We start from the raw sequence: 20,780 nt of genomic DNA, 5'->3' as shown, positions 1-20,780 counted from the left end.
TAAGCAGGAGCGAGCAAGCGATGGCCAACTTCTCCAAGTCGAACGTGCCGCAGTTCTCCGTCGATATCTACCAGAACGAGTACCTTCCGGAGGGCGGCCGCGAGGTCAACGGGATAGTCACGGTGACCTCCACCGGCGGCGGCACGACCGGCGGCATGCCGCTGCCGACCCGCTCTGCCGGCCAGGTCCCGGGGACCACCGCGGCCGGGCCCGGCGCCGCCGTCGTCATCATGGTCGACTGCTCCGGGTCGATGGACTACCCGCCGACCAAGATGCGCAACGCGCGCGATGCCACCGCCGCCGCCATCGACACCATCCGCGACGGCGTCGCCTTCGCCGTCGTCGCCGGCACCCACCAGGCCCGCGAGGTCTTCCCGGCCGGTGGCGCCCTGGCGATCGCCGACTCCTCCACCCGCCACCAGGCCAAGCAGGCGCTGCGCAAGCTGAGCGCGGGCGGCGGCACCGCGATCGGCACCTGGCTCAAGGTCGCCGACCGGCTCCTCGCCACCGCCGATGTGTCGATCCGCCACGGCATCCTGCTCACCGACGGCCGCAACGAGCACGAGACGCCCGAGGCGCTCAAGGCCAGTCTCGACGCATGTGCAGGACGCTTCACCTGCGACGCGCGCGGCGTCGGCACCGACTGGGAGGTCAAGGAGCTCACCGGCATCGCCTCCGCGCTGCTCGGCTCGGTCGACATCGTCGCCGACCCGTCGGGCCTGGAAGCGGACTTCCGGCAGATGATGGAGACGGCCATGGGCAAGGAGGTCGCCGACGTCGCCCTGCGCCTGTGGACCCCCCAGGGCGCCGAGATCAACTACGTCAAGCAGGTAGCGCCCACTGTCGAGGACCTGACCTCGCGCCGCACGGACTCCGGCCCTCGTGCCGGCGACTACCCGACGGGCTCCTGGGGCGACGAGTCCCGCGACTACCACATCTCCGTCCAGGTCCCGCCGGCCGGTGTCGGCCAGGAGATGCTGGCGGCCCGTGTCTCCCTCGTGCTCCCACAGCCCGACGGCAGCACCCAGGTGCTGGGCCAGGGCCTCGTACGGGCGGTCTGGACCGACGACATGGCCGCCTCGACCCGGATCAACCCGCAGGTCGCCCACTACACCGGCCAGGCAGAGCTCGCCCAGGTCATCCAGCAGGGCCTGGAGGCCCGCAAGCAGGGCGACATGGACTCCGCCACCGCCAAGCTGGGCCGCGCGGTGCAGCTGGCCAGCGCCTCCGGCAACGAGGACACCGCGAAGCTGCTGGCCAAGGTGGTCGACGTCGTCGATGCCGCGACAGGTACCGTGAGGCTGAAGGCCAGGGTCGCCGACGCGGACGAAATGACGCTGGAGACGCGTTCCACGAAAACGGTGCGCGTCAAGAAATAACCGGCGCGACAATCAGAGGGGCGGAGGGGGAACAGCGATATGTCGACTTGCCCGAACGGTCACCAGTCAGGGACCGACGACTGGTGCGAGGTATGCGGTATGCGCATGGCGCCGCCCCCGCCCACCACCTACGCGCCCCCACCGCCCCCGCCCTACTCCGGCGGCTACGCGAGCGGCTACGACCCGAACGCCTACCAGATGCCGCCCGAGCCGCCAGCCCAGGCCGAGCCCTGTCCCAACTGCGGCACCCCGCGCGAAGGCCTCTCCCAGTTCTGCGAGGAGTGCCGCTACAACTTCGTCACCCACGTCGGCACCGTCTTCGTCCCGCCGCCCCCCGCCGCCCCGCAGTTCCCGCCCTACCAGCGATACGAGTCCCAGCGTTCCCGCCCCTCCCAGATGAACCGCCCCGCCGAACCACTCGCCCCCGAGTCCGTCACCTCCGGCTCCGGCGACTTCCTCCTCCCGCCGCCGGTGGGGCAGTACGAGGCCCCCGAGGCGCCCCCCGCCCAGGCGACCTGGACCGCCGTCATCACCGCCGACCGCGACTACTTCACCGCGATGATGGCCCGCAGCGGCCCCGACGCCCAGGGCCTGTACTTCCCCTCCTACTCCCCCGAACTCCACCTCCCCCTCACCGGCGACCAGATCACCATCGGCCGCCGCCGCCACTCCACCGGCGAATCCCCCGACATCGACCTCTCCCGCGCCCCCGAGGACCCCGGTGTCTCCCACCAGCACGCTCTTCTCGGCCGCCAGCCCGACGGCACCTGGGTCGTCGTCGACCAGGACTCCACCAACGGCACCACCCTCAACGGCGCCGAGGACCCCCTCGACCCGTATGTCCCCGTCCCGTTGAAGGACGGCGACCGGGTCCATGTCGGCGCCTGGACGACGATCACCATCCTGCGGGGCTAGGGCGGACAGGTAGGGCGGACAGGCCTCAGACCTCCCAGGCGTTCGGCCCTTCCGGACGGTCCAGCCAGGTCCACTGGTGGTCCCCGTCGACCGTCATCCCGAAGCGGTCGCGCTGCGGGCGCCCTTCGCGCTGCCACAGGTCGTACGTCTCCTCGGCCAGCGCCCACAGATCGCGCGGGCCGGCGAGGAGGACGGTGCCGTCCCGGGTGGCGCGGGCGGCGGAGCCGTCGGCGGCGGTGATGGCGGCACCACGGCCGCCGAAGGCCCAGCGGATTTCGAGTTCGCCGGCGATGAGGGTGAGAAGGAACCGGAAGAGGTCGTCGTCGAGGACCTGGGGCGGGGTGCTGGTCGTGCGGATGCGTTGTTCGGGGCCGATGGCCTCAGGCGCGGGATGGGCGATGGCGCCGGTGCCGCGCAGGGAGACGAAGTAGGCGGGGGCACGCAGGAAGCGCCCCTGCGCATGACCGGTGTCGGTGACGCGCAGGGCGATGAGGCCGCCGCCGAAGGGGGCGAGGACCAGGCCGTCGGGACGGCACTGGCGGAGCCATTGCGGTGGGATGGAGGGCAGTTCGCAGGTGGCGATGATGCGGTCGTAGGGCGCGCGATGGGCCCAGCCGAGGGAACCGTCACCGGTGACGACGGTGACCGACGCATAGCCGGCGGCGGCGAGGTGCGCGCGGGCGGCGTCGGTGATGGCCCGGTCGAGGTCAACGGTGGTGACCGCCTCCGGGCCGAGGCGGTGGGCGAGGAGGGCGGCGTTGAAACCGGTGCCGGCACCGATCTCCAGAACCGTGTGCCCCTGCCGTATCTCCAGTGCCTCCAGCATCGCGGCCATCAGGGAGGGCTGGCTGCTGGAGGACAGGAGCTCACTTCCGCGTATGTGCGTGACCAGCGGCGTGTCCTCGTACGCCCCCGCCAGCCAGCGCGCGCGGGCACGCGGGTCCGGCGATGCGGCGGACAGCCGCGTGAAGCCGCCGCCGGACGGGCTGGGGCGGTAGTAGAACGGCACGAACAAATGGCGCGGCACGGCTTCGAACGCACCACGCCAGCGCGGGTCGGCGAGGGCTCCGGCGGTGGCGATACGACGGACCAGGCGCGCGCGCAGCGGCACCGCAGCGGCTGCGTACGGGTCGGCCCGATCTGCATCGGTCATACCTCCACTGTGCTCCCCGCAGGACGGCCGTGGCCGTGGTCGCCGGGCCGCGGTCGCCGGACGGGTCCTAGGGCCAGAGCCCTCCGCCGGGGCGTCTGAGAACATGGAGGGGTGACTGAGATCCCGCACGGCACCCTTGAGCAGCAGACGTTCTACGAGGCGGTCGGCGGCGAGCAGACTTTCCGCCGCCTGGTGCACCGCTTCTACGAAGGCGTCGCCCAGGACCCTCTCCTGAAGCCGATGTACCCGGAGGAGGACCTCGGCCCGGCGGAGGAGCGCCTCACGCTCTTCCTCATGCAGTACTGGGGCGGCCCCCGCACCTACAGCGACAACCGGGGCCACCCGCGCCTGCGCATGCGGCACGCGCCCTTCCAGGTGGACCAGGCTGCGCATGACGCGTGGCTGCGCCACATGCGCGACGCGGTCGACGAGCTCGGCCTGCGGCCGGACTACGAGCGGCAGCTGTGGGACTACCTGGTCTACGCGGCCGCGTCGATGGTGAACACGGCCGGCTGAGGCACGTCAGGCCGGTGTGACGCTCAGCCCGAGCCCCGAGGCACGGCGTACCGCGACCGACCCGTAGGGCGTACGCAGCCGGAGCCAGGGCCCGGCGGTGAGCAGGGCGAGGGCGTCGGGGGAGGCTTCGCGCGGCGCCGGCACAGGCATGCGCACCGGCCGCAGGAAGCCCAGGGCGTGGGCGGCGTGGACCGCCCGGAGCGGGAGGCCGGTGGCACCGAGCTGCCGGGACCAGATGTCGTCGGCGATGGCGTCGAGCGCCGCGCGGGTGCGGGCGTCCGGCGCCAACTGCTCCGTGCGGGCGCGGAATTCGGCGACTCCGGCGGCCGCGGCGGCCCGGATGTCGTCGGTGGAGGGCAGGCCCTCGACCCGCTGCCACCCTGCGCGCGGCGGCAGCAGCCCGGCCCAGGCGGGGCCGGTGACGGAGCCGGGGACGGGGACCGTGGCCGACGGCTCCTCGATTCCGTCGAGAAGCTGCCCGGCGGAGACGGTGGCGTCCAGCTCGACGGGCGCCGCGAGCTCCGCCGTACGTATCGCCAGGACCCCGCCGAAGGGCGGCTGGCCGAAGACGGCGAGCACACCGCCGGCGGCCTGGAGCCGCACCGCGGCGGTCTTGTCCCAGCGGAGCAGCCGGGCCAGGAAGGCGGCGATTGCCTCCGCCTCCCCGGCCTCGGCGAGGTGCAGGGCGGTCATGCCGCGACTGCCTCTTCGCCGTCCTGGTACTCCTCCAGGAAGGCGCGCTCCTCGGTCGTGAGCCGGCGCGGGCGCTGCGCCTCGAAGTCGAACGGCACGATCACCGTCGATGCCCGGACGTAGACGTGGTCGGGGTCCTTGTCCTTGACCTCGTAGCTGACGGTGAAGGAGGCCGCGTTGATCTTCGTGACCCACAGCTCGATGTCCACCGGCTCGTGCCGGTGCTTGAGCTGCTGCTTGTAGTCGATCTCATGGCGCGCCACCACGGACCCCTGCTTGAAGTTCTTGTCCGGGCGGAACAGGAAATCGATGCGCGCCTCCTCCAGGTAGCGGAGGAAGACCACATTGTTGATGTGGCCGTACGCGTCCATGTCCGCCCAGCGCAGCGGGCAGCGGTAGATATGCCGCAAGATCAGCCCCGGGTCAGCTTCTTGTAGGTGGCGCGGTGCGGACGGGCCGCGTCCGGGCCGAGCCGCTCGACCTTGTTCTTCTCGTACGACTCGAAGTTGCCCTCGAACCAGAACCACTTGCTCTCGCCCTCGTAGGCGAGGATGTGGGTGGTGACCCGGTCCAGGAACCACCGGTCGTGGGAGATGACCACCGCCGCGCCGGGGAATTCGAGTAGCGCGTTCTCCAGCGAGCCGAGGGTCTCGACGTCGAGGTCGTTGGTCGGTTCGTCGAGGAGCAGCAGGTTGCCGCCCTCCTTGAGGGTGAGCGCGAGGTTGAGGCGGTTGCGCTCACCGCCGGAGAGCACGCCTGCCGGCTTCTGCTGGTCCGGGCCCTTGAAGCCGAACGCGGACACATAGGCCCGGGACGGCATCTCGACCTGGCCGACGTTGATGTAGTCCAGCTCGTCCGACACGACCGCCCAGAGGGTCTTCTTGGGGTCGATGTTGGCGCGGGACTGGTCGACGTAGGAGATCTTGACGGTCTCGCCGACCTTGATCTCGCCGGAGTCGGGGGTCTCCAGGCCCTGGATCATCTTGAACAGCGTGGTCTTGCCGGCGCCGTTGGGGCCGATGATGCCCACGATGCCGTTGCGCGGCAGGGTGAAGGACAGGTCGTCGATGAGGACCTTGTCACCGAAGGCCTTGGAGAGCTTGGTGACCTCGACCACGATCGCACCCAGGCGCGGGCCCGGCGGGATCTGGATCTCCTCGAAGTCCAGCTTCCGCATCTTGTCGGCCTCGGCCGCCATCTCCTCGTAACGGGCGAGGCGGGCCTTGGACTTGACCTGGCGGCCCTTGGCGTTGGAGCGGACCCACTCCAGCTCTTCCTTGAGGCGCTTGGCGCGCTTCGCGTCCTTCTGGCCCTCGACCTTGAGGCGGGAGGCCTTCTTCTCCAGGTAGGTGGAGTAGTTGCCCTCGTAGGGGTGGGCGCGGCCGCGGTCGAGCTCCAGGATCCACTCGGCGACGTTGTCCAGGAAGTACCGGTCGTGGGTCACGGCGACGACGGTGCCGGCGTACTTGGCGAGGTGCTGCTCCAGCCACTGGACGGACTCGGCGTCCAGGTGGTTGGTGGGCTCGTCGAGCAGCAGCAGGTCCGGGGCCTCCAGCAGCAGCTTGCACAGCGCGACGCGGCGCTTCTCACCACCGGAGAGGTTCACCACCGGCCAGTCGCCGGGCGGGCAGCCCAGGGCGTCCATGGCCTGCTCCAGCTGGGCGTCGAGGTCCCAGGCGTTGGAGTGGTCGAGCTGCTCCTGCAGCTTGCCCATCTCGTCGAGGAGCTCGTCGGAGTAGTCGGTCGCCATGAGCTCGGCGATCTCGTTGAACCGGTCGAGCTTGCCCTTGACCTCGGCCACGCCGTCCTGGACGTTCTCCAGCACGGTCTTGGACTCGTCCAGCGGCGGCTCCTGCAGGAGCATGCCGACGCTGTAACCGGGCGAGAGATAAGCCTCACCGTTGGAGGGGTGCTCCAGGCCGGCCATGATCTTGAGCACCGTGGACTTACCGGCGCCGTTCGGTCCCACGACGCCGATCTTGGCGCCGGGCAGGAAGTTCAGGGTGACGTCGTCCAGGATCACCTTGTCGCCGTGCGCCTTGCGCGTCTTGCGCATGGTGTAAATGAACTCAGCCAAGAGAAACCGTCCGGCATTCGATGAGTGGGCAGATAGCAGATACCCCCATCTTGCCGTACGGCCGCCCCCGGGCGGAAACGCGTAAGAGGGCGGCCCCTGTGAGATCCGCCCCCTTACGGCTGGGTCGATGCCGGTCAGTGCCCGCTCACTCCGCGGAGCGGCCCGGCTTCTTCTTGCGCAGGAGGAAGACAGCGCCGCCGCCGATCACGAGCAGGGCGAGCGCGACGCCGGCGATGACCGGGGTGGCACTGCTGGCGCCGGTCTCGGCGAGGTCGCCGCCGGTGGTGGTGACCTCGGAGGTGCCGCCGGCCGAGGCCGTGCTGGGCGAGGAGGAGGGACTGGCGCTGCCGGTGGCGGCGGTCTCGCAGTCCAGGACTCCTTCGAAGGTCTTCGTGAAGTCGTCGGGACCGGTGATGGTGATGCTGTACGCCTGGTCCTCGGCCACCGGCACGGTGATGGTCTCGGACCCGCCGGGCGAGACGGTGTACTCCTTGCCCGCGAGCTGGAAGGTGAAGTCCTCGTCACCCTCGTTGGCCGCGGTCACGCCCACACCGCCCTTGGCGCAGTTCACCTCGGCGGAGACTGCGGGTATCGCGCCCTTCTTCGCCCAGGTGGCGGTTGCCGCCGCGGTGACGGTGCTGTCGCTGGATCCGGCCAGAATCTGGGTCTGGCTGGTGCTGTCGACGGCGGTGAAGGCGCGGCCGACCGGCACCGCGGTGGTCGCCGAGACGCTCAGCGCGGCCGTGCCCTCGGTGCCGGCCGGGACGTCGAAGTACAGCTCCGAGCCGTCTGCGGCGGACGTGACCTCCTTGCCGTCCTTGTCGACCAGCTTGACGCCCGAGGGGGCGCTGGGCGTGAGGCCGACGCTGACGGTGTCCGCGTTGGTGTGCACGGTGACCGGACCGAGCTTCTCGCCGGCCTTGCCGGACACCGCGGTCGGGCTGAGGCTCAGCGACGCCTCGGGCTCTTCGGTGTTCTGGGCGGCCTTCTCCAGGTAGTCGGCCAGCTTCTCGGCGGCCGGGTCGCTCGCGTCGACGTCCACACCGTCGGAGAAGCGCCAGATGGCGACCTGCGTGCCGGCGGCCGCGGTCTGCTCGGTGAGCGTGCCCGAGGCAGCCGTGCCGGCGAGCGCGGCGAGGTCGTTCACCTGCGGATAGGAGTGCTGCAGAATCCAGTTGATCTTCTTGGCATCGGCATTGTCGTGCAGCGACGACGCACTCCACGGCACCTCCTTGTAGGAGGCGTCCTTCTGCGTGTGGTGATTGATGTCGATGCAGTACGTCTGGATGGTCCCGCCACCGTCGACGGACATCTCGAACAGCCCGGCGGAGACCTCACGGTCGCCCGCGTCCTCATGGATGACCGCGTCACCGTACGTCTTGAGCCCGCCCAGAACCGCGGTGGCACCTCCCGCGGTGGGGGTCACATCATCCGCCGCGGCGGACCCGGCACCGGCTATCGCGCCTGCGGCGACCAGACCCGAGGCCAGTATCGCGGCGGCCAGGCGGGCAGCGCTCCGCCTCCGTACGTGGAACATGGATTTCCCCTCCGGGCGAGGCCGGTCAATGGGGGGAGTGCCTCGCCTGCAGCTGTGAACCGTGCGGTACCCAACGAATCCTAGGAAGCTGTTCTGAAGACTCCGTGAGGATTCACACCCCCGCCCTCATTCGAATCGCAATCGTTATCGCCCGAGGTGAATGCACAAGATCCCCGGGGTCGGATTGTCGATAAATCCCTCGAACTCTGTCCGAATTATCCGGACACAGTCACCGGTTGCGGGTATTCCCGGGCGGAATCCCTGACCACCAGTTCCGGCCGACCCTGGGAGACCCGGCGGAAGGCCGAGGTCCCGCGCGACAGATCATGCCCGACGGCAACCGCGTCGATCTCGGCCGTGGTCCACTTCTTGCCTTCCCGCTCCTCCTCGCGCACCCGCAATCTGCCCTGGACCACCAGAGGTTCCCCGACACCCACCGACGCCATCACGTTCTCGGCCAGGCCCCGCCAGGCCCACACCGTGTAGAAACTCGTGTGTCCGTCGGACCAGGCGCCGCTCGCCCGGTCCCAGCGGCGGGCAGTGGTGGCCAGCCGGAACCGGGCCACCGGCACCTCCGCCGGTGTCCTGCGGAATTCGGGCTGGGTGGCGACATTGCCGACGATGGTCACCAGCGTCTCGTTCATTCCGGGTCCTCCCCCATTTCGGGCGCCGATCGTTACGAGAACAATCGTGCACCCGCCCGGGCGGCTTTGGAGAAACCATCTTCAACCTGTGGATAACCCGGGATTACTGGCTGGTTGCGGACAACTCCGTCACCCGGAGGCGGTTGCCGGCCACGACCCCGTACTGTTCCCGCACCTCGCGATAGCGCAGCAGCTCCGCCGCGACCGGCTCCAGCACCCGCGCCCGGCCGCAGTCCGCCGCCGCGTCCCGAAGCCGCCGTTCCGCCGCCTGTCCGTGGCGCCGGGCCGGGCCGCGTGCGGCGATCCGGCCGGCCCGGGCCAGCAGCGGGCCGCCGAGGGCGCCGGTGGCCAGCAGGGCCAGCGGCAGCCACCACGAGAGGGCGACGGCGCCCGACAGGACAGCGCCCGCACACACCAGGCCCGCCGACGCGAGCAGGGCGAGCAGCCACTGCGCGGTGCCGACCGCCGACCACCAGCGGGGCCCGGCATGCGGACCCGGTTCGGCCCGTCCCGCCGCCGCGTCCAGCGCGTCGGGCAGCTTTTCACCGCCGCGCCGGGCTGCGTCGCGTACTGCTTGCGCCCAGGGCGCGGGCAGACCAGCTGCCGCCTCGGCGGCCACGACCCGTACCGCCTCGTCCACCACCGGCCGGGAGGCGACCGGGCCCGTTCCCGTCAGCGCCCCCGACCGGAGCGGGGCCAGGGCCCGCCGGCGGCGCCTGGCCAGCCGCTGCCAGAGCGTGCCGCAGGCCTCCGCCGCCGCCCACGCCCACTGCCGTTCGGCCGCCTGCCCGGCCGCCACCGCGCCCACCGAGGCGGCCAGCCGCCCGGCGAACTCCTCCCGCGCCAGGTCCGTGAGCCCGCAACCGCCGCCCACTGCGGTATCCCGGGCCACGTACACCGGCCGCAGCCGCGCCGCCGTACGGTCCACATCCGCCGCCAGCCGCCGGCTCGCGGCATCGCGCTCGGCGACGACCTGCCCGATCGCGGCCCGCAGGTCCGCCACCCCGTCCCCGGTCAGCGCGGAGACCGCCAGCACGGTCGCCCCCGCCTCGCCGTGCTCGCCGACGGCCAGTCCGTCCTCGTCGAGCAGCCGCCGCAGGTCGTCGAGGACCTGGTCGGCCGCGTCGCCGGGCAGCCGGTCCACCTGGTTGAGGACGATCAGCGTGACATCGGCGTAGCCGGCCAACGGCCGCAGATAGCGCTCGTGCAGCGCGGCGTCCGCGTACTTCTCCGGGTCGAGCACCCAGACCACCACATCCACCAGCTTCAGCAGCCGGTCGACCTGTTCGCGGTGCCCGGCCGCCGCCGAGTCGTGGTCCGGCAGATCGATCAGCACAAGCCCGTCGGACCGGCTGCCGATCTCGCTACCGGCGTCGTCCAGCGCGCTGCGCCGCGCGTAGCGGTCCTTGGCGGCGACGCCGAGCCGGTCGAGCAGCCCGGCCGCGCCCTCGGGGTCCCATGCGCAGGCGACCGGCGCCGAGGTGGTCGGCCTGCGCACGCCGGTTTCCGACAGCTCAAGCCCCGCGAGAGTGTTGAACAGGGTCGACTTGCCGCTCCCGGTCGCCCCGGCCAGCGCCACAACCGTGTGGTCGGGCGAGAGTCTGCGGCGCTGTGCGATGCGGTCGAGCAGTTCGCCGGTCTCGGCGAGCGCGTCCGGGCTGACCCTGGTGCGGGAAAGCCCGAGCAGCTCACCGAGGGCGTCCAGGCGCGCCCCGAGCGCACCGTCCGTCGTGGTCATGCGCGCTCCTTCTGCAGTTTCTGCAGTACCGACAACGTGGCGATCAGCTCCGCCTGCTGCCGTGATGTCACATCGAGGGCGTCCACCGGGCCGAGCCGCCGCTCGCGCTCGCCGCGCAGCAGGCCCTCCACCGTCGCGTCGAGCCCGTCCCTGGCCCGGTCGCGGATTCGCAACGCGGTCTGCGCACCGAGGACTTCCGCCAGCCGCTCGCCCGCAGCGCAGCCCCGGCGGCCGCCGAGCACCGCGGTGGCCAGCAGCGCGGCGGCGTCCTCCGGGTCCACGGTCTCCGCGCCCGGACACAGGTCGTACGAAAGCCTGGTGAGCCCCCGCCGCCACTGGCGGACCGCTTCGCCGACCGCCGTCCCGGACACCTCCCCCGCCTCGGGCAGCGCGATGCCGGCCCGGTCGCGGCGCCAGCCCCGCAGCGTCCGCTCGTCCGCCGCCGCGATCTCCGTACGGAGCAGCGCCGCGAGCCCTTCCGCCAGAGCCGACTGCAGCGCCTCCGGCCCGCAGTCGGGATAGCCGCGCCAGCACGCCAGCGCCTCCCCGGCCAGCGTCGCTCCCTCGCCGACGGCGGCCAGGATCCGCGAGCCCGCCTCGTCGTACGCCTCGTCCACGCACCGCGCCAGGCGCTGCGCGGCCGCGTGCTGTGCGGCCGATGCCCCGGCCAATTCCGGCATGCGCGTGCGCAGCGACTCCAGCACCCCCGCCGCCGTGCGCCGGGCCGCCTGGTGACGTGCCGCCGGGTCCTGCGCGCAGTGCGCGAGCCAGCCGCCGAGCGCGGCGACAGCGGTGTGCGGCAACAGCCCGCCGCCGCCCGCCGACTCGGGGAGTTCGGGCACGGTGAAGCGCGGTACGTCGCCGAGTCCGGCCTTGGCGAGCAGCGCCGCATAGTGCCGGGAGACGTCGTCGGCGATCTGGTGCGGCACTCGGTCCAGGACGGTCGCCAGCGTGACGTCGTACTCCTTTGCGGTGCGCAGCAGATGCCAGGGCAGCGCGTCGGCGTAGCGCGAGGCGGTGGTGACCAGGATCCAGATGTCGGCGGCGCAGATCAGCTCCGCGGCGAGTTCACGATTGCGGGTGACAAGCGAGTCGATGTCGGGGGCGTCGAGCAGCCCCAGCCCGCGCGGCAGTGTCTCGTCCGTCTCCAGCCGCAGCCACAGCCGCCCCTCGTCCCGCTCCCCCTCCTCCGACTCGCCGGCGTCCTCCTCGCACCTGGGGCGCGGCGCCCAGGCGCGCGCGAGCCCCGGCAGGATCCGCGGGTCCGCGAACCACGCCCGGTCCTGCGGATGACAGACCAGCACCGGCGTCCGTGTCGTCGGCCGCAGCACCCCCGCCTCGGTGACCCGCCGTCCGATCAGCGAATTCACCAGCGTCGACTTCCCCGCCCCGGTGGATCCCCCGACCACCGCCAGCAACGGCGCTTCGGGGGCCCGCAACCGGGGCACCAGATAGTCGTCGAGCTGCGCGAGCATCTCCTGTCTCGTCCGCCAGGCGCGAGCGGCTCCCGGGAGCGGGAAGGGGAAACACGCGGCCTCGACACGGTCGCGCAGCGCGGACAGCGCGTCTAGCAGCTCAGGCCGTACGTCCAAGATCGCCACAAGGGGAGAATGCCCCATTTTGGTGGGCTTTTGAAGCCTATTCCGTCCACTTCACGCCTTTCAGCCCGCATGGATGCAGTAAAGGGGACAGAAGAGCAGGATGAGGCACCGGCATAACGAGTACACAACAGCCGTCGTCTGGGGCGCCAAAACCGGTGCGCCATTGACACCTGCCTGCGATTATCAGACCGCTTCACCGAACCTACACATCGTGTTGACCAGGCGAAGCAACCGGCCGCATCCCCGACGCGCCCTATCCTTGTCCCCGGCAAGGTCACGGCCGCGGGCGGCCACGGTCCAGCCCCGGTAGCTCAGTGGATAGAGCAGGTGCCTTCTAAGCACTTGGCCGCAGGTTCGAGTCCTGCCCGGGGCACTCCGCCCGTTGAATCCGGCCCTCCTTCACGGAGGGCTTTTCTCTGTCAGGTGCACTCTAACCAGGGCCGCGTTGCGAGAGCGTAAACGCCCGCGGGGGCGCTCCGAAGGTGCTCAGTCCGCCGGGCGGGCCCACTCCGCCCGTACGGATTCCAGGGCGACCGGCCCGGTGGGCGGGGCGGCGGGAGTGTCGGGCACCGTGCGGGAGAAGCGGGGGGCGGGGGCGGGCTGGGGGACGCCCTCGAGGTCTGTGATGGTGCGGCGATGGGCGTTGTGGGGGTGGGCGGCGACCTCGTCGAAGCGGAGCACGGGGGTGACGCAGGCGTCGGTGCCGGCGAAGACCTCGGTCCAGGCGTCGCGGGGGCGGGAGGCGAAGGCAGCGGCGAGGCGGCGGCGCAGCTCGGGCCAGTCGGCACGGTCGTCGCGGGACGGGAAGCCGGCATCGGTGAGGCCGAGGCCGGCCAGGAGGGCGGCGTAGAACTGCGGCTCGATCGCGCCGACGGCGACGAAGCGGCCGTCGGCGCACTCGTACGTGTCGTAGAACGGGGCACCACCGTCGACGAGGTTGGCGCCGCGCTCGTCGGACCACACGCCCATGCCGCGGAAGCTCCAGGTCATCTGCAGCAGCACGCTGATGCCGTCGGTCATCGCCGCGTCCACGACCTGGCCGCGCCCGGACCGCGCCCGCTCCCACAGTGCCGCCAGCACGCCGGTGACCAGGAACATCGAGCCGCCACCGAAGTCGCCGACCAGGTTCAGGGGCGGAACCGGGGGCTCGCCCGGGCGGCCGATGGCGTGCAGAGCGCCGGTCAGGGAGAGGTAGTTGATGTCGTGACCGGCACGTGGGGCGAGGGGGCCGTCCTGGCCCCAGCCGGTCATCCGGCCGTAGACCAGGCGCGGGTTGCGGGCGAGGCAGTCCTGCGGACCGACGCCCAGCCGCTCGGCGACCCCGGGGCGGAAGCCCTCCAGGAGTACGTCCGCGTGGTCGGCGAGCGCGAGGACGCCCTCCCGGTCCGCGGCGTCCTTGAGGTCGGCGGCGACCGTCCGGCGGCCCCGCAGCATCTGGTCCCTGGTGCGAGGGTTCGCGGGGCGTTCGACCCGTACGACGTCCGCGCCCAGGTCGGCCAGCACCATCGCGGCGTGCGGCGCCGGGCCGAGCCCCGCCAGCTCGACCACGCGCAGTCCGCTCAGCGGTCCTGCCATGCCCTCACCTCCGGATCGGCTCCGGCACGCGGCAGGGGCAGCCGCGTCCGCCCGGTCCCCAGGAATTCCCCGAGCTCCGCAGGAGTGTCCATACCGATCAGTATCGCCGCCCGGGCCTGCGCACGACCCTCACCGGTCGCTTTGGGACGGTGGTCCCGCAACCGTAGACTGCCCGGATGACTGCCGAGCGCGCCCTCGACGTACTGCACCGCGTCTTCGGCTATGACGCCTTCCGCGGCGAGCAGCAGGAGATCATCGATCATGTGGTCTCCGGCGGTGATGCGCTGGTGCTCATGCCGACCGGTGGCGGCAAGTCGCTGTGCTACCAGATCCCGGCCCTCGTACGGGACGGGGTCGGGGTCGTCGTATCGCCGCTGATCGCGCTGATGCAGGACCAGGTGGACGCGCTGCGGGCGCTCGGGGTGCGGGCCGGGTTCCTGAACTCGACGCAGGACATGGACGAGCGGCGGCTGGTGGAGGCCGAGTTCCTCGCCGGTGAGCTGGATCTGCTCTACCTGGCGCCGGAGCGGCTGCGGGTCGAGGCGACGCTACGCCTGCTGGACCGGGGCAAGGTCTCACTGTTCGCGATCGACGAGGCGCACTGCGTCGCACAGTGGGGGCACGACTTCCGGCCGGACTATCTCGCACTGTCCGAGCTGCACGAGCGCTGGCCCGACATCCCGCGCATCGCGCTGACCGCGACCGCCACCGAGGCCACCCACGGGGAGATCGCGGCGCGGCTGAAGTTGCAGGACGCGCGGCACTTCGTCGCCAGCTTCGACCGGCCGAACATCCAGTACCGCATCGCGCCCAAGGACGAGCCCCGGCGGCAGCTGCTGCACCTCCTGCGCAACGAGCACCCCGGCGACGCGGGCATCGTCTACTGTCTGTCGCGCGCATCGGTGGACAAGACCGCCGAGTTCCTGGTGAGCAGCGGCATCGAGGCGGTGCCGTACCACGCGGGGCTCGACGCGCGCACGCGCGCCGCGAACCAGTCACGCTTCCTGCGCGAGGACGGTCTGATCGTCGTCGCCACCATCGCCTTCGGCATGGGCATCGACAAGCCCGACGTGCGCTTCGTCGCCCACCTCGACCTGCCCAAGTCCATCGAGGGCTACTACCAGGAGACCGGCCGCGCCGGCCGTGACGGCCAGCCCTCCACCGCCTGGCTGGCCTACGGGCTCCAGGATGTCGTCCAGCAGCGCAAGATGATCGACACCTCCGACGGCGACGATGCCCACCGGCGCCGCCTCGCCGCCCATCTGGAGGCCATGCTGGCGCTGTGCGAGACCGTGGAGTGCCGGCGGGTGCGCCTCCTCGCGTACTTCGGCCAGGAATCGGGCCCCTGCGGCAACTGCGACACATGCATCACGCCTCCGGAGTCCTGGGACGGCACGGTCCCCGCACAGAAGCTGCTGTCGGCCGTCGTACGGCTGAAGCGCGAGCGCGGCCAGAAGTTCGGGGCCGGGCAGGTCATCGACATCCTGCTGGGGAAGAAGACCGCCAAGGTCATCCAGTTCGACCACGACGCCCTGTCGGTCTTCGGCATCGGCACCGAGCTGCGCGAGGCCGAATGGCGCGGCGTCGTCCGCCAGTTGCTCGCGCAGGGCCTGCTGGCCGTCGAGGGCGACTACGGCACGCTGGTGCTCACCGAAACGTCCGCCGAGGTCCTCGGCGGACGGCACCCGGTCCAGCTGCGCCGCGAGCCCGAGAAGGCCGCACGCGCGGCGAAGGCCGCCAAGGCCTCGAAGCCGGGGAAGTCCGGCAAGGTCCCCGTCGACCTGCCCGAGCAGGCCGTGCCGGTGTTCGAGCTGCTGCGCGCATGGCGGGCGGCCAGCGCGAAGGAGCAGGGCGTGCCCGCGTATGTGATCTTCCACGACGCGACCCTGCGCGAGATCGCGACCGCTCCGCCGACTTCGCTCGACGAGCTCGGCACGGTCAGCGGCGTCGGCGAGAACAAGCTGGCCAAGTACGGACAGCAGATCCTCGACACGCTCGCCGCCGACCGGGAGTAGCCGAGCGGCGACGGCGCTCAGCCCGTCAGTCCCCTGCGCTCCAGCAGCGGCTCGATGCGCGGTGCCCGCCCGCGGAAGGCCGCGAAGGCGGTCAGGGAGTCGACGCTGCCGCCCTTGGAGAGCAGTTCGCGGCGGAAGGTGTCACCGTTCTCCCTGCGCAGGCCGCAGTTCTCCTTGAACCACTCCACCGTGTCGGCGTCCAGCACCTCGCTCCAGATGTAGGAGTAGTAGCCCGCGCTGTAGCCGCCGGCGAAGATGTGCGCGAAGTACGTGGACCGGTAGCGCGGCGGGATCGCGGGCAGCGCCACTCCGGCGTCCTTCAGCGCCGCGGCCTCGAAGGCCTCGGCGTCACCGGGGTCGGCGGCCGCCGGGATGGTGTGCCAGGCCCAGTCCAGCAGGGTCGCGGCCAGGTATTCGACCGTACGGAAGCCCTGGCCGAAGCGCTCGGCGGCCTCCATCCGGGCCACGAGCTCCTGTGGCATCGGCTCGCCGGTCTCGTGGTGGCGGGCGTAGTTGGCCAGGATCTCGGGCCAGACCGCCCACATCTCGTTGACCTGCGAAGGGTATTCGACGAAGTCACGCGGTACGGCGGTGCCGGAGAAGAAGGGGTAGTGGACGTCGGAGAACAGGCCGTGCAGGGCATGGCCGAACTCGTGGAAGAGGGTGTTGACCTCGTCGAAGGTCAGCAGGGTGGGCTCGCCGGGCCCGGGCCGGGCGATGTTGAGGTTGTTGACGACGACGGGGCGCTCACCGAGCAGCGCGGACTGGTCCACCAGGTTGTTCATCCAGGCGCCGCCGCGCTTGGAGGCGCGGGCGTGGAAGTCGCCGAGATAGAGGCCGAGAGGGCTGCCGTCCTCCTCGAAGACCTCGAAGACCCGGACGTCGGGGTGATAGCCGGTCAGGTCGGTGCGCTCGGTGAAGCTCAGCCCGTAGAGCAGCCCGGCGGCGTGGAAGACTCCGTCGGTCAGCACCCGGTCGAGCTCGAAGTACGGGCGCATGGCGGCGGAGTCGATGTCGTACTCGGCCTTGCGGACCTTCTCCGACCAGTACGCCCAGTCCCAGGCGGCGATCTCCTGCTGCCCTGAGGCGGCGGCCAGGGCGGCGGCCTCACGCTCGGCATTGGCAACGGCGGGCGGCACGAGCCGGGCCAGCATCTCAGTGACGGCCTCGGTGGTGACGGCGGTCTGGTCGGCGACGGCATAGGCGGCGTGGCTGTCGTGGCCGAGCAGTGCGGCCCGCTCGGCGCGCAGCCGGGCGAGCTCGACGGCGAGCCCACGGTTGTCGTTGGCGCCGCCGAGGCCACGGCCGAGGGACGCGGCGAGCAGGCGCTCGCGTACGTCCCGGCGCTCCAGCGATGCCAGCTCCTGCTGGTTGGAGAAGTTCTTGAGATTCAGCACGTACTTGCCGTCGTGGCCGAGGGAGCGGCCGTTCTCGGCGGCCGCGGCGACGGCGCCCGGGGAGAGCCCGGCCAGTTCGTCGGCGCTGTCCAGGACGAGCGCGGCGGCCTTCGTACCGGCGAACAGATTCTGCTCGAAGGCGGTGCAAGCGGCGGCGATCCGCGCGTTCAGCTCGCGCAGCCGTTGCCGGCCGGCCTCCGGGAGCCGGGCGCCGGCCCGCTCGAATCGAGTGTGGTAACGCTCCAGCAGCCGCAGGGACTCGGCGTCCAGGCCGAGTTCGTGCCGTGTGTCGTACAGCGCCTCGACGCGGGCGTAGAGCCCGGCGTCGAGATGGATCGCGTCACGGTGCGCGGCGAGCTCGGTGCTGACCTCGGCCTCGATCTCCTGCAGGGCGGCATTGGTGTCCGATGACGCCTGGTTGAAGAAGACGTGCGACACCCGCCGCAGCAGCGCCCCGGTGCGCTCCAGCGCGACGATCGTGTTCTCGTACGTCGGCGGATGCTCGCTCGCCGCCACAGCTGCGACCTCGGCCAGTTGCTCGGCCATGCCCCGGCGGAAGGCCGGACGGTAGTGCTCCTCGCGGATCTCCGCGAAGGGCGGCAGTCCGTACGGAAGGGTGCTCGGGCTGAAGAAGGGGTTCGTCGGCGTCACGGAACGACCCTATGTCGGCGGGCGGAAGCGGTCCTGCGGTTTTGCTCCAGGCGGACTCCGACCTTGCCGAGCCGGCCTTCGAGCGGATCGCACTGAGCAGCGCTTCGGCGATATCAGCGCGATCGTTCGCATAATTTGTCGGTGAAAGGATCGCTACATTTGTCACTGTTACACAGGTTCCGAGTAACAGATGACCAACAGCCCCGTTCAGCCATCAAAGCGTGTCGTTTGTCCCGGCGAAGCTGTCGCTCCGACAGCCGATCCATGGGAGGTACGCGCGATGACCGATCGGTCGTTGTGGTCATACGCCGAGATCGCCGCACACATCAGGGTGCAGGTCGACACCGTGCGCTCCTACCGCAAGCACGGCCATCTGCCTTCTCCGGATGTCGTGGAGGGCGGCAAGCCCTTCTGGTACGCGGACACGATCCGGATGTGGAGTTCCCGGCGGCCGGGCAATCGTGGCCGCCGGGATCCTGACTGACGGTCAGACGGAATTCACGGGCTCGGAGTCCCGTTCCGCTTCGCGGCGCGGGACTTCCGCAGTCTCCCCGCCGCCCTCGCTGAGGCCGAAGCGGTCGTGCAGAGCACGCAGGCGCCGCGGGGCCCACCAGGTGGCCCGGCCGGTCAGCCGCATCACGGCCGGCACCAGCAGGGTGCGCACCACCATGGCGTCCATCAGGACGGCCAGGGCGATGCCGAGGCCGAGCATCTTGGTGTTGGCGATCCGGGAGGTGCCTATCGCCACCATGACGACGGCGAGGATCACGGCGGCGGCGGTGATCAGCCCGCCGGTGCGCCGTACCCCGAAGACCACCGCGCCCTGGTGGTCGCCGGTGCGGTCGTACTCCTCCTTTATCCGGGACAGCAGGAAGACCCCGTAGTCCATCGACAGGCCGAAGGCCACGCAGAACATCAGCACGGGCAGCGTCGTCTCGATGCTTCCGGTGGCGGTGAAGCCGAACAGCCCCGACAGGTGACCGTCCTGGAACACCCAGACCACGGCTCCGAACATCGCCGTGAGACTCAGCGCGTTGAGCAGGACCGCCTGCAGTGGAATCACCACGCTGCCGGTGAGCAGGAACACCAGCAGCAGGGTGACCGCCGCGATCAGGGCTGCCGCCCACGGCAGCCGGTCGCCGATCACGTCCTTGGTGTCCACCAGGACGGCGGCCGTGCCGGTGACCGAGGCACGGAACGGCGTGTCCACCGCCCGTATCTCACCGACCAGCTTCTGGCTGGAGGCATCCACGGCCTCACCCTTCGGCAGCACCGTCAGATAGGCCGCCCCGCCCGACGCCCGGGCTGCCTCAGCCGGCCCGGGTGCGGCCGCCCGGCTGCCCTGGGCGTACTGGCCGGCCGGGCCGTCGACCACGACTACCCCGGGCAGCAGGGAGAGCCGGGCGCTGTAGTCGGCGAGCTGCGCGGCGCCGGGACCGCCTTCAGCGAGGACCGTGATCTCGCCGCCGGGATTGCCGGGGAACTCGTCCCGTATGTGCTGCTGGACGGTGTGCGCCTCGGCCGTCGCGGGCAGCTGCCGGTCGTCGGCCGTGCCGAAGCGCACTTGCAGGAAGGGCAGGCCGAGCAGCACCAGAGCCGCGATGGTGGCGATGGCGAACAGCGGAGCCCGCCGCATCACGAGCCGGGCCAGCCGCGCGTAGCCCGCGCCGGGCTCACGTGTGGCGGACGCAGCGGCCGTCTTCCGGCGCAGCGGCCGCAATGCCTTCCGCAGGTCGAGAGCGTTGACCCGGTGGCCCAGCAGGACCAGGGCAGCGGGCAGGATGACCAGCGCGGCCCCGGCGGCCAGCAGGACCACCGCGATCCCCGCGTAGGCGAAGGACCGCAGGAAGTACTGCGGGAAGAGGAACATCGCAGCGAGCGAGGCGGCGACGGTGAGCGCGGAGAAGAGCACCGTGCGCCCGGCCGTGCGCAGCGTGGCCGCCACGGCGGGCAGCGGCTCGGCCCCCGCCGCCAGCTCCTCGCGGAAGCGCCGCACAATGAACAGGGCGTAGTCGATGGCCAGTCCGAGGCCCAGGGCGGTGGTGAGATTCTGGGCGAAGATCGACACATCGGTGAACTCGGTGATGCCGCGCAACACGGCATTGGTCCCCAGGATGGCCGCGATGCCGACGCCCAGCGGCAGCAGAGCGGCGATCGCGCTGCCGAAGACCATCACCAGCAGTACGAGGGTGACCGGCAGTGCGATCAGCTCGGCGCGCGCCAGATCCTCCTTGATGGTGCTCTGCATCTCGTGCCGGACCTCGGCCAGACCGCCGACCCGCACCTGAACAAGCCCCTGCCGGCCCCGGAATTCGGGCGCGATGCGGTCGAGGGCCTTGGCGACGGCATCGTCGCTGCCGCCTATCCGTGCCGCGATCATCGCCTCGCCCCGGTCCTCGGCCCGCAGCGCGGGGGCCGCCGTGTCCCAGTACGAGGTGACGCCGGTGACGGCCTTGTCGGCGTCCAGCCTGCGGGACAGAGCGCGCCCCTCGGCCGCGACCTCCGGGTCGTCCACGCCGGCTCCGCGGCTGTCGACGAGCAGGATCAGATTGGGCTGCGAGTCGGGGAAATACCGCTGCAGGGCATTGGTGGCGTAGGACGACTGCGAGTCCGGGGCCTCCCAGCCGCCACTGGCCAGCCGGTCCGCGACGCCGCTTCCGGCGACCACCGCGAGGGCGGTGAAGAGCAGTGCGAGCAAGAGGGTGAGCCGCGGCCGGGCCGTGACGACACGGGTCCAGCCGCTTGCCGCGGGCGCGTGATCCGGATGCTCTCGGTTGACATCAGGCATTGCAGAGGTGTCCCCTCCCCCTTGGAACCGCCGTAAACTGGCGAACACGAGTTACCACTCGCATTTCTCAAATATGCGAGCGATCTCTCGCGTTTGTCAAC

General features: G+C 71.2%; 16 protein-coding genes and 1 tRNA gene. 6 read left to right on the top strand and 11 right to left on the bottom strand.

Annotated elements, in window-relative coordinates; all coding sequences use genetic code 11:
* Positions 1-20: 20 nt before the first annotated feature.
* The gene (locus OG607_RS29605; RefSeq protein ID WP_405729987.1) at positions 21-1,379 is read left to right on the top strand and encodes a vWA domain-containing protein; all 1,359 of its coding nucleotides are present in this window, start codon (positions 21-23) and stop codon (positions 1,377-1,379) included.
* A 39-nt stretch (positions 1,380-1,418) separates the two neighbouring features.
* Positions 1,419-2,294: an FHA domain-containing protein gene (locus tag OG607_RS29600; RefSeq protein ID WP_405729984.1), complete on the top strand. Its 876-nt coding sequence runs from the start codon at positions 1,419-1,421 to the stop codon at positions 2,292-2,294.
* A gap of 25 nt (positions 2,295-2,319) precedes the next feature.
* Here the strand turns inward: OG607_RS29600 and OG607_RS29595 are convergent, their stop codons facing one another.
* Complete coding sequence (locus tag OG607_RS29595) at positions 2,320-3,447, bottom strand: methyltransferase domain-containing protein (protein WP_405729981.1); 1,128 nt, start codon at positions 3,445-3,447, stop codon at positions 2,320-2,322.
* Positions 3,448-3,558: 111 nt separating this feature from the next.
* On the opposite strand from OG607_RS29595, the gene OG607_RS29590 reads away from it, so the two are divergent.
* The gene (locus OG607_RS29590) at positions 3,559-3,963 is read left to right on the top strand and encodes a globin (protein ID WP_405729978.1); all 405 of its coding nucleotides are present in this window, start codon (positions 3,559-3,561) and stop codon (positions 3,961-3,963) included.
* A gap of 6 nt (positions 3,964-3,969) precedes the next feature.
* Here the strand turns inward: OG607_RS29590 and OG607_RS29585 are convergent, their stop codons facing one another.
* The 7 genes from OG607_RS29585 to OG607_RS29555 all read right to left on the bottom strand — a co-directional run bounded on the left by OG607_RS29585 (position 3,970) and on the right by OG607_RS29555 (position 12,253).
* Positions 3,970-4,656: a hypothetical protein gene (locus tag OG607_RS29585; protein ID WP_405729975.1), complete on the bottom strand. Its 687-nt coding sequence runs from the start codon at positions 4,654-4,656 to the stop codon at positions 3,970-3,972.
* Positions 4,653-5,066, bottom strand: coding sequence for an acyl-CoA thioesterase (locus tag OG607_RS29580; protein ID WP_405729972.1), 414 nt, complete (start codon positions 5,064-5,066; stop codon positions 4,653-4,655). The genes OG607_RS29585 and OG607_RS29580 overlap by 4 nt, the downstream gene beginning before the upstream one ends.
* A gap of 2 nt (positions 5,067-5,068) precedes the next feature.
* Positions 5,069-6,733 (bottom strand): energy-dependent translational throttle protein EttA, encoded by a 1,665-nt coding sequence (gene ettA / locus OG607_RS29575; RefSeq protein WP_405729969.1) that lies wholly within the window; start codon positions 6,731-6,733, stop codon positions 5,069-5,071.
* A 145-nt stretch (positions 6,734-6,878) separates the two neighbouring features.
* A complete protein-coding gene (locus OG607_RS29570; protein ID WP_405729966.1) occupies positions 6,879-8,270 on the bottom strand; it encodes a Cys-Gln thioester bond-forming surface protein in 1,392 nt (463 codons plus the stop codon).
* Positions 8,271-8,485: 215 nt separating this feature from the next.
* Positions 8,486-8,914 carry a single-stranded DNA-binding protein gene (gene ssb / locus OG607_RS29565; protein ID WP_405729963.1) on the bottom strand — a complete coding sequence of 143 codons (429 nt, stop codon included), beginning with the start codon at positions 8,912-8,914 and terminating at the stop codon, positions 8,486-8,488.
* A 103-nt stretch (positions 8,915-9,017) separates the two neighbouring features.
* Entirely contained in the window at positions 9,018-10,652 is a 1,635-nt protein-coding gene (locus OG607_RS29560; RefSeq protein ID WP_405729960.1) for a GTPase, read from the bottom strand.
* The gene (locus OG607_RS29555; protein WP_405729957.1) at positions 10,649-12,253 is read right to left on the bottom strand and encodes a dynamin family protein; all 1,605 of its coding nucleotides are present in this window, start codon (positions 12,251-12,253) and stop codon (positions 10,649-10,651) included. Before OG607_RS29555 ends, OG607_RS29560 begins: the two co-directional genes overlap by 4 nt.
* A 300-nt stretch (positions 12,254-12,553) precedes the next feature.
* Here OG607_RS29555 and OG607_RS29550 point away from each other — a divergent pair.
* Positions 12,554-12,626 (top strand) — tRNA-Arg (locus tag OG607_RS29550).
* A 113-nt stretch (positions 12,627-12,739) separates the two neighbouring features.
* On the opposite strand, the gene OG607_RS29545 is transcribed toward OG607_RS29550, so the two are convergent.
* Positions 12,740-13,828: a CaiB/BaiF CoA transferase family protein gene (locus OG607_RS29545; protein WP_405729954.1), complete on the bottom strand. Its 1,089-nt coding sequence runs from the start codon at positions 13,826-13,828 to the stop codon at positions 12,740-12,742.
* A 176-nt stretch (positions 13,829-14,004) separates the two neighbouring features.
* Here OG607_RS29545 and recQ point away from each other — a divergent pair, with 176 nt between their 5' ends.
* Positions 14,005-15,843 (top strand): DNA helicase RecQ, encoded by a 1,839-nt coding sequence (recQ, locus tag OG607_RS29540; RefSeq protein WP_405729951.1) that lies wholly within the window; start codon positions 14,005-14,007, stop codon positions 15,841-15,843.
* A gap of 17 nt (positions 15,844-15,860) precedes the next feature.
* On the opposite strand, the gene OG607_RS29535 is transcribed toward recQ, so the two are convergent.
* Positions 15,861-17,891: a M3 family metallopeptidase gene (locus OG607_RS29535; RefSeq protein ID WP_405729948.1), complete on the bottom strand. Its 2,031-nt coding sequence runs from the start codon at positions 17,889-17,891 to the stop codon at positions 15,861-15,863.
* A gap of 280 nt (positions 17,892-18,171) precedes the next feature.
* Here OG607_RS29535 and OG607_RS29530 point away from each other — a divergent pair, with 280 nt between their 5' ends.
* Positions 18,172-18,375, top strand: coding sequence for a MarR family transcriptional regulator (locus tag OG607_RS29530; protein ID WP_329317647.1), 204 nt, complete (start codon positions 18,172-18,174; stop codon positions 18,373-18,375).
* A 3-nt stretch (positions 18,376-18,378) separates the two neighbouring features.
* On the opposite strand, the gene OG607_RS29525 is transcribed toward OG607_RS29530, so the two are convergent.
* Positions 18,379-20,679, bottom strand: coding sequence for an MMPL family transporter (locus OG607_RS29525; RefSeq protein WP_405729945.1), 2,301 nt, complete (start codon positions 20,677-20,679; stop codon positions 18,379-18,381).
* Positions 20,680-20,780 lie beyond the last annotated feature (101 nt).

This window comes from Streptomyces sp. NBC_01537 (genome assembly GCF_045040445.1).
Taxonomy (GTDB): domain Bacteria; phylum Actinomycetota; class Actinomycetes; order Streptomycetales; family Streptomycetaceae; genus Actinacidiphila.
This window is presented reverse-complemented; position numbering and strand designations above follow the sequence as displayed.

What these genes read in the sequence shown, in the direction of transcription:
- OG607_RS29605 (WP_405729987.1), top strand. Translation starts at nt 21, where the DNA reads ATGGCCAACTTCTCCAAGTCGAACGTGCCGCAGTTCTCCGTCGATATC.
- OG607_RS29600 (WP_405729984.1), top strand. Translation starts at nt 1,419, where the DNA reads ATGTCGACTTGCCCGAACGGTCACCAGTCAGGGACCGACGACTGGTGC.
- OG607_RS29595 (WP_405729981.1), bottom strand. Translation starts at nt 3,447, where the DNA reads ATGACCGATGCAGATCGGGCCGACCCGTACGCAGCCGCTGCGGTGCCG.
- OG607_RS29585 (WP_405729975.1), bottom strand. Translation starts at nt 4,656, where the DNA reads ATGACCGCCCTGCACCTCGCCGAGGCCGGGGAGGCGGAGGCAATCGCC.
- OG607_RS29570 (WP_405729966.1), bottom strand. Translation starts at nt 8,270, where the DNA reads ATGTTCCACGTACGGAGGCGGAGCGCTGCCCGCCTGGCCGCCGCGATA.
- ssb (WP_405729963.1), bottom strand. Translation starts at nt 8,914, where the DNA reads ATGAACGAGACGCTGGTGACCATCGTCGGCAATGTCGCCACCCAGCCC.
- OG607_RS29560 (WP_405729960.1), bottom strand. Translation starts at nt 10,652, where the DNA reads ATGACCACGACGGACGGTGCGCTCGGGGCGCGCCTGGACGCCCTCGGT.
- OG607_RS29545 (WP_405729954.1), bottom strand. Translation starts at nt 13,828, where the DNA reads ATGGCAGGACCGCTGAGCGGACTGCGCGTGGTCGAGCTGGCGGGGCTC.
- recQ (WP_405729951.1), top strand. Translation starts at nt 14,005, where the DNA reads ATGACTGCCGAGCGCGCCCTCGACGTACTGCACCGCGTCTTCGGCTAT.
- OG607_RS29530 (WP_329317647.1), top strand. Translation starts at nt 18,172, where the DNA reads ATGACCGATCGGTCGTTGTGGTCATACGCCGAGATCGCCGCACACATC.
- OG607_RS29525 (WP_405729945.1), bottom strand. Translation starts at nt 20,679, where the DNA reads ATGCCTGATGTCAACCGAGAGCATCCGGATCACGCGCCCGCGGCAAGC.